The sequence below is a fragment of the Aurantimonas sp. A2-1-M11 genome (genome assembly GCF_036549475.1).
GTDB lineage: Bacteria > Pseudomonadota > Alphaproteobacteria > Rhizobiales > Rhizobiaceae > Aurantimonas.
In genome coordinates this window covers 1-5,732 of the sequence record NZ_JAZHLI010000125.1, presented here as the reverse complement: position 1 = coordinate 5,732, position 5,732 = coordinate 1, and the positions used below count along the sequence as shown (strand labels likewise).

Genomic DNA, 5,732 nt, shown 5'->3' with positions numbered 1-5,732 from the left:
GGAACCGCTTTCGCCAGGTCTGCCCGGAATATCTCGAAATCGACCGTAACGGAGAGCTTCTCCAATGGATCGCCATGGCGTGAGAGTTGCGAAAGCCGATCCTCGACGTCCCAGAACCCGATCTGTCCCGCCATCCGACCCCTCCCGAAAGCGCGACCTCAGTGAATCATGTCAGCACGAAATCCGCCAGTTTCCGGAGGCATCCAGATCGCCGCCCATCGTCCCCACGGGAACGATCCGGTTCTGCCCTTTCGGGCAGGTATGTGTTGTGGCCTCCGCTCTTCCTTCTTTCCTGGTGGCCGATCGTCAGGCGGCAGCGGAGCTGGCCTTGGCGAAGGCTTCCTTCCCAAAGCGGAATTCTTCGCCGTCGCTCCACATGCGATGCAAAATGACGGCGAGCTTGCGGGCCACCGCAACCCTTGCCCGTGCCATGCCCCGCCGCTTGGCAATGCCCATGCCCCACGCCTTCAGGCTCGACCATTTCTTCGAGCGCGTCAGCAGCGAATGGGCAGCTTCATAAAGGGCGGTTCGAGCGAGTTCGTCGCCGCACCGGCTGACCCGACCCTGGATGTCAGTCTCACCCGATTGATAGCGCGACGGCGTCAGGCCGAGATGGGCGCCAACACTCCTTGATTTGTCAAAGCGGTCCGGCCTGTCGATCGTGGCGCGGAAGGCGAGCGCAGTGATAGGCCCGACGCCCGGAACACTCATGAGTTTCCGGCACACCGGCTCGCCCTTGACGATGTCGAGGACCTGCTTCGTCAGCCGGGCGAACTCTTCCAGCATCGTCGCGAGCACGGCCAGCAGAGGTTCAGCGATCGCCGTCATCAGAGGATCGCTTGCCGCCATCTCGCGCACCTTGGCGACAGATACGGCTCGGCTTGGCGTCCCGAGCTTGATGCCGCCCTCCCGCAGTATTGCCCGCACAACGTTCTCGATCGAGCGCATTTCGTTGAGAACCGTCCGGCGCGCCACCAAAGCCGAGCGCCACAGCCGGCATTGCCGGCTCTTCACATGCACCTGCCGGAACCAACCGGTGCGCATGATTTGCGCCAGCGCCCGCGCATCGTTCCTGTCGGTCTTATTCGGCATGGTCTTCATCGCCGCATTGGCTTGGCGCGTCTCAATGCAGATTGCCGGCAGGCCTGCTTCGCGCAGCCCGTCGTGTAGCCAGGCCGTCAGCGAGCAGGCTTCCAGCCCGATCCGCTCCAATTGCAGGCCGATACCATCGAACGCTGCGATCAGAGCTGGCGGTTCGCTCAGAGCCCGTAACTCTTTCACTATCCGCCCGTTTTCGTCGACGATGCAAATGGCCGTTTCTTCCAAAGAGACGTCCAGTCCGGCATAGTGCTTCATGGCTGCTTCCTCTCGATGCTTGTGGCCGATCAACACGGACCACGTTCTAACATCCTGACGGGAGCAGCCACCCGCGGCGAAGACCCCAATCACCCCATCTGTTTGAGAATGGTCTCAATGGCTGATGCGTCGGAGTAGGAGGCTTCCCGTGGCGACGTGGATCATAGCTTCCGAGACGTCGATGCGCTGTTCATAGTCCCGCAAGAGGCGTCGCCAGCGGATCATCCACCCGAAGGTTCTTTCGACCACCCATCGGCGCGGCACGACCTTGAAGCCTTCCTCCTTGTCGATCCGGCGCACGATCTCGATGACGAAGTCGAGAAAGGCGGCCTTGTCCATCAGCTCCGTACGGTCATAGGCGCCGTCCGCAAAGAGGTGCTTCAGCCACGGCCAGCGTTTTCGGATGGCATCCAGAATCTGCTGCGCCCCGGCGCTGTCAGATACGTCGGCGGGCGTCAGGTTCACCATCAGGAGCCGACCGTCCGTGTCGACGGCAATGTGGCGCTTGCGTCCGGTGATCTTCTTGCCACCGTCAAAGCCCCGCTTGGCTCCGGCGGCAGGGGCTTTGACGCTTTGGCTGTCGACAATACCCGCCGTGGGGCTGGCTTCGCGACCGGCCCGCTCGCGGTCCAGCATCAGCGCGACATTGTGGATCGTCTTGAACAGCATCAGCCGCACGAAGCGGCGAAACCACCAATAGACCGTCTGCCAGGGTGGGAAGTCTTTCGGTAGCATCCGCCAGCCGCCGCCACTACGCGTCATGTACCGGATCGCGTTGACGATCTCGCGCATGTCGACGCCCAGCCTGCGACCGCGCTTCGCCGGCTTCGGGAGAAACGGCGCGAGCGTCGTCCACTCCGCATCCGTCAGATCAGTCGGATAGCGCTTCGTCTTTCGCTCGATCGAAGCCATTCTCGCTCGGGTCTGTCGTGTCCACATCCAGAGTGTGAATCATAAATCAGACCCAGTCAAAACCCATTCTCAAACGGTCTCTGAGCCCGAGGACGATATGGTAGAACTCCGCCACGCGGGCTAGTTCCCGCACGACAAGCGAAACCTTCCCTTTTCGGTGGGGCGCAGATAAAGCATCGCATCTTGCCGCCGGGCGAACAGTTTGGCCCATATCGACGATCGTCGTCAGATTCCCCTGTTGCCGAAGTAAAGACGGACGATCCGCAATGAACACTGCCGCCGCCATATCCCTGAAGCCCAGAACCTACATGGCGGTTCTGGTGGTGCTGGGAACCGCGCATCTCCTCAACGACCTCATGCAGTCGCTGATCCCCGCCATCTATCCGATCATACAGCGGAGCTACGGGCTCGACTTCTGGCAGATCGGCATGATCACCCTGACCTTCCAGATCGCCGGCTCGCTCCTGCAGCCGCTGGTCGGCTTCTATACGGACCGGCGCCCGGCGCCGTACTCGCCCGTCATGGGCATGATGTTCACCCTGTCGGGCCTGCTCGGCCTCGCCTTTGCGACGAGCTACGTGGCCATTCTATGGGCCGTGGCCCTGATCGGCATCGGGTCCTCGATCTTCCATCCCGAAGCCACGCGCATGGCCCGCTACGCTGCCGGCGGCCGGCAGGGGCTGGCGCAGGGCATCTTCCAGGTCGGCGGCCAGGCGGGCGGCGCGCTCGGCCCGGTCTTTGCAGCCTTGATCATCGTTCCGATGGGGCAGCCGAGCCTGATCTGGTTCACCGCCGCGGCCCTGGCGGCCATGCTGCTCCTCACCTGGATCGGACGGCAGCAGGCAACGATCAGCCGCCATTTTTCGGAGATGCGAGCCTCCCTAGCGGAACATCATGCCGCATTGCCGCGCCACGGAACGGCGACGATCGCCGTCGGGCTCACGGTGCTGACGCTCCTGATGTTCTCCAAGAACGCCTATGGCGAGAGCTTCCGCTCCTTCTACACCTTCTATCTCATCGAGCGGTTCGGCCTTTCCATCCCGGCCTCGCAGATGATGCTGTTCGTCTTCCTCATCGCCGCAGCCGCCGGCGCGCTGATCGGCGGCATCGTCGGCGACAGGATCGGCCGCTACCGGATCATCTGGATCTCCGTGCTCGGTCCGCTGCCGCTGAGCCTGATGCTGCCCTATGCCGACCTTTTCTGGACGGGCGTGCTAACGATCGCGATCAACCTCGTCATGGCGAGCGCCTTCGCCTCGATCCTGATCTACGCCATGGAACTGCTGCCCAACCGCATCGGTCTCATCGGCGGGCTGTTCTACGGTCTGAATTTTGGCCTGGGCGGCATCGCCGCCGCGATCCTGGGCGGCCTGGCCGACACCTACGGCATCGAGGCCGTCTACCGGATCTGTTCGTTCCTGCCGCTGGCGGGCCTCCTGGCCTGGTTCCTCCCCCGGCTGGACGACGAGCGCCATCGCGCCGCGATCAGGCGCTGACTGCTACGGCCTGGAGTCGGCTGCAGGCGCAGTCTCGCCTGGCGCCCAGAGCGGCTGCACGGCGGAAACTTGATCTGACTGTCGGTGACGCATTCAGGTGAATAAAGCTGGTCGAATCCTTTGGGTCAAGCAAGCCTTGCTCTCAATAAAGGCAACCCTTTCGTCTGGCGCGCGCTCCACCGCATTCCCTCTCCCGCCCATCGGGAGAAGCATCGGTGACAGGCGGCGCCAAACTGGGGAGGGTTCAAACGGCGCTTCCGGGAGTTTCCACCCGGCACCGACATGATCGAGCCTCTCGAGTCGGCTATGGCCGACCGCTTCTGCAATGCCTCCCGGGAACATGTGGCGGGCATCGCCGCCTGTATCCGCGACGCGACACCTAGTCCGGCAGGCCTCGATACGAATTTAAGGCGACGACGCGCTCCGAACACGGCAATCAACCGATAGGCCCACCCGACATCCTTGTCCGCGATGAGCTGATCTTCGGATCGCGATCCGACCCTGCGTCCCGCGACGGCGAAGACCTCGAGTTCGACCGATGTATTCGCTGTGCGCGTGTCTGCCGCCTCTCGATCAGCTTCTGATAAAGAACGATCGTCTTGCCTATCTCATCCGCAGTCTGCCGGGCACCACCTCTGTCGTCCGCCCAGTCGAGCGATAGCAGCCAATCCCGTTGCTCCTGAAAATGCCGCTGGGCAAAATACGCCGACGCCTTGCGCAGGATCTCATTGGCCTGGCGAAGCTCGCGGACCTCGCGTTCAAGAGCCTTGATCCGATCCCGCTCTTCGCNCTGGGCAAAATACGCCGACGCCTTGCGCAGGATCTCATTGGCCTGGCGAAGCTCGCGGACCTCGCGTTCAAGAGCCTTGATCCGATCCCGCTCTTCGCTTGTCTGTCCAGCACGAGCGCCCTGATCCCGCTCGGCCTGCTGCACCCACTTTCGCAGCGTCTCGCCCGAGCAGCCGATCTTGGCCGCAGAGGCCCAGATCTCAGGCAATGACTGACTCAAACGTGATCGACACGCTCAGCTGGCCGACAACCAGACTAGCCTCGTCTGGTATTGCGACGACTGCAATCGGAAAATGGATCTGACGCTCGAGCGGATGATCAAGACCTGGGGCCGAGATCGTGTGTTCATCCGCTGGCAGCCAGCGATCAAATGTGCAGGCTTTGGCAGCCGGAATGTCAGCGCCTCGGTGCTGGCGAAGGCGGGGCTATCTCTTCATAGCGTATGCTGCTCTTGATGCGGCCACCGGCCCCTGCGAGGTTGCCGGCCCCGCTATGGAGACCCGCATGATCCGTTCTGCAATTGCCGCCGTTTTTCTTGCTACCGCTTTACCTGCAACCTCTGCCTTCGCAGAAGATTGGAAAGATGCGGCTATAGCCCGGATCCCTCAGAGCCATCCGATGGTCGTCGACGCCTCTTGGGGACAGAATGGGTCTCTCAGACTGTATGTCGAGGACAATGGGTATAACCGTGACGGCCTTGCGGAAACTGCGTGCGGGTCGCTGAAATATATCGAAGGCTCACCGCCGTCGAAATTCGTAATCGTGCGCGTGTTCAATGCTGGAAGCGCTGACGCCGAAAAAGGCTCCGAGATGCTCGGGTATGGAGAGTGCACCCTGTAGGCCTACTCCATGGCCCGTCTCTGCACGATGCAACCCTACCCTTCGCTATATTCGAGGCGCGACTGCCGCGCCGAGATTATGTTGGGTTCTGGACACAGAAACAGCCTCGGGCACCCCCGAAGGGCAGCCGGGCGACAAGTTATTTGTAAAGCCGTCAACGTTGCCGGCTCATCTCGTGCCGGAGCTCCTGAACTCTGCCCTGTGATCGATGACGGCACGACATCTAATACCGGTCCGCGCTTGATCTGACTCGGTTGTGATTGTCTTGTTTTGGGTGAGCGTGATTCCCTGTTCCCGCCAATGGAGGGAACGAGCGATGGCCTTGAAAATAAACGAGGA

General features: G+C 61.9%; 5 protein-coding genes and 2 pseudogenes. 3 read left to right on the top strand and 4 right to left on the bottom strand.

Going from position 1 to position 5,732, the window contains the following annotated elements; genetic code table 11:
• The 3 genes and pseudogenes from VQ042_RS24440 to VQ042_RS24430 form a co-directional block, all read right to left on the bottom strand.
• Positions 1-134 (bottom strand): annotated as a pseudogene (locus VQ042_RS24440) (IS5/IS1182 family transposase); the annotation flags it as partial.
• A gap of 172 nt (positions 135-306) precedes the next feature.
• Positions 307-1,356, bottom strand: a complete 1,050-nt coding sequence (locus VQ042_RS24435; protein WP_331822874.1) for an IS110 family transposase — start codon at positions 1,354-1,356, stop codon at positions 307-309.
• Positions 1,357-1,470: 114 nt separating this feature from the next.
• Entirely contained in the window at positions 1,471-2,295 is an 825-nt protein-coding gene (locus VQ042_RS24430) for an IS5 family transposase (RefSeq protein ID WP_331822873.1), read from the bottom strand.
• Between the two features lie 239 nt (positions 2,296-2,534).
• On the opposite strand from VQ042_RS24430, the gene VQ042_RS24425 reads away from it, so the two are divergent.
• On the top strand, positions 2,535-3,764 hold the full coding sequence (locus VQ042_RS24425; RefSeq protein WP_331822872.1) for an MFS transporter: 1,230 nt from the start codon (positions 2,535-2,537) through the stop codon (positions 3,762-3,764).
• A gap of 760 nt (positions 3,765-4,524) precedes the next feature.
• Here the strand turns inward: VQ042_RS24425 and VQ042_RS24420 are convergent.
• Positions 4,525-4,749: pseudogene (locus tag VQ042_RS24420) on the bottom strand (transposase); the annotation flags it as partial.
• Positions 4,750-4,846: 97 nt separating this feature from the next.
• Here VQ042_RS24420 and VQ042_RS24415 point away from each other — a divergent pair.
• Together VQ042_RS24415 and VQ042_RS24410 are read left to right on the top strand one after the other, a co-directional pair.
• Positions 4,847-5,008 carry a hypothetical protein gene (locus VQ042_RS24415; protein ID WP_331822871.1) on the top strand — a complete coding sequence of 54 codons (162 nt, stop codon included), beginning with the start codon at positions 4,847-4,849 and terminating at the stop codon, positions 5,006-5,008.
• Positions 5,009-5,057: 49 nt separating this feature from the next.
• Complete coding sequence (locus tag VQ042_RS24410; RefSeq protein WP_331822870.1) at positions 5,058-5,393, top strand: hypothetical protein; 336 nt, start codon at positions 5,058-5,060, stop codon at positions 5,391-5,393.
• The last annotated feature ends 339 nt before the right edge of the window (positions 5,394-5,732 follow it).

Bases quoted from the DNA above. Each gene is read 5' to 3' on its own strand.
- VQ042_RS24435 (WP_331822874.1), bottom strand. From the start codon at position 1,356: ATGAAGCACTATGCCGGACTGGACGTCTCTTTGGAAGAAACGGCCATT.
- VQ042_RS24430 (WP_331822873.1), bottom strand. From the start codon at position 2,295: ATGTGGACACGACAGACCCGAGCGAGAATGGCTTCGATCGAGCGAAAG.
- VQ042_RS24425 (WP_331822872.1), top strand. From the start codon at position 2,535: ATGAACACTGCCGCCGCCATATCCCTGAAGCCCAGAACCTACATGGCG.
- VQ042_RS24415 (WP_331822871.1), top strand. From the start codon at position 4,847: ATGGATCTGACGCTCGAGCGGATGATCAAGACCTGGGGCCGAGATCGT.
- VQ042_RS24410 (WP_331822870.1), top strand. From the start codon at position 5,058: ATGATCCGTTCTGCAATTGCCGCCGTTTTTCTTGCTACCGCTTTACCT.